Below are 1,752 nucleotides of genomic sequence, written 5' to 3' on the forward strand. Positions count from 1 at the left end.
ATAATTTGCCATTAGGGACAGTAGGTGTCCGTCCTGGGGCGTTAATGGCATCTGTAGAGTGCTTTAACTGCACCATTTTGGGTAAAGGTGGACATGGTGCTATGCCTCATCAAACCATTGATTCTATCATCGTTGCTGCCCAAATTGTCAATGCCCTACAAACCATTGTAGCCCGTAACGTCAACCCCATTGATTCCGCAGTGGTAACAGTCGGCGAACTTCATGCAGGAACGAAGCTGAATATTATTGCTGATCAAGCCCGCATGAGTGGTACTATCAGATACTTTAACCCTGATTTAAAAGGATTTTTTAACCAGCGAGTTGAGCAAATCATCGCCGGAGTTTGTCAAAGTCATGGGGCAAAATATGACTTAGAATACTGGAGTCTTTATCCACCAGTCATCAATGATGCGGGTATAGCAGAACTGGTGAAGTCAGTAGCAGAAGAAGTGATTGAAACCCCTATCGGTATCGTCCCAGAGTGCCAAACTATGGGCGGTGAAGATATGTCATTTTTCTTACAAGAAGTCCCTGGTTGTTATTTCTTCCTCGGATCTGCCAACCCTGCCAAAAATTTAGCCTATCCCCATCATCATCCCCGATTTGATTTTGATGAAACTGCCTTAGCAATGGGTGTGGAAATATTTGTTCGGAGTGTAGAGAAATTTTTAAACAGGACTTACGCAAAGTTTTGAAAAAACGAACCGCATAAATTTAAACATCTGCCAACAGAACTTGTTTCACTGTGTGAGAAAATAATTACCGCAGAATATTTAGCTCAAACAGCAAGAAGCCCTCGAACTGCAAAAGTATGATCAGTTTATGCCCCATTCGCTGTTACGAAAAGCGTTTACTGAGGATTATTGAGATATTTTAGAAGTTAAGCAGCAAAGATTACAATGGTAGGTAATTAGAATAATGTCTATTGCTCCTTGGCGGAGTGCGATCGCTCGTGCGTTGCATCGTAATCGTAGCCTAGCTTATGCCCGTTACCTACAACTAGCAACAGTCCGGGAAAATAATCGTCCTGCTAACCGTACCGTTGTTTTTCGTGGTTTTCTGGAAGATAGCAACCAGTTAAAATTTATTACTGATGCCCGTAGTGATAAAGTTGACCAAATACAACAACAACCTTGGGCAGAGATTTGTTGGTACTTCCCCAACACGCGAGAACAATTTCGGCTTTCTGGCTGCTTAACTTTAATTAGAGATGATAATTCTCACCCTATTTTCCAACCAGCCCGGATCAAAATTTGGCAAGAATTAAGTGATGCAGCGCGTTTACAATTTGCTTGGCCTGATCCTGGTAAACCCAGAGTAGATAAACCAGCAGCCTTTGAGCCATCACCACCTAATCCCGCCCAGCCAGTGCCGAATTTTTGCCTACTGCTACTCGACCCCCTGGAAGTAGACCATTTAGAATTGCGGGGTGAACCACAAAATCGCCGAATTTACTGCCGCGATGAGCAAGAAGAGTGGTCTACCCAAGAAATTAATCCTTAGTAATTAGTCATTAGTCATCGAACGAATTTAAATATGCGTCTTTCATCACCCTTGTAGAGACGTTGCATGGAACGTCTCTACATTATTTGTAATCAGATGTCTATTGGTCATTGGGAAGTTACCGTCTTCTCCCCCCAGCACCCAGCACCCAGCCCCCCTGCCTCTTTAAATTCCTGCACCATCGAGAAATTCTTGAATTGCTTTATCTCTGAGGCTACACAAGGGAGCATCTTTTAACAAATCACTTTC

General features: G+C 43.1%; 2 protein-coding genes. Both read left to right on the forward strand.

Going from position 1 to position 1,752, the window contains the following annotated elements:
• The coding region (locus NSP_RS14480) for an amidohydrolase (protein WP_044482769.1) at positions 1 to 695 on the forward strand (695 nt) is incomplete at its 5' end.
• 223 nt (positions 696 to 918) lie between these two features.
• A complete protein-coding gene (locus NSP_RS14485) occupies positions 919 to 1,503 on the forward strand; it encodes an Npun_F5749 family FMN-dependent PPOX-type flavoprotein (protein ID WP_006198790.1) in 585 nt (194 codons plus the stop codon).
• Positions 1,504 to 1,752 lie beyond the last annotated feature (249 nt).

The sequence above is a fragment of the Nodularia spumigena CCY9414 genome (assembly GCF_000340565.2).
GTDB lineage: Bacteria > Cyanobacteriota > Cyanobacteriia > Cyanobacteriales > Nostocaceae > Nodularia > Nodularia spumigena.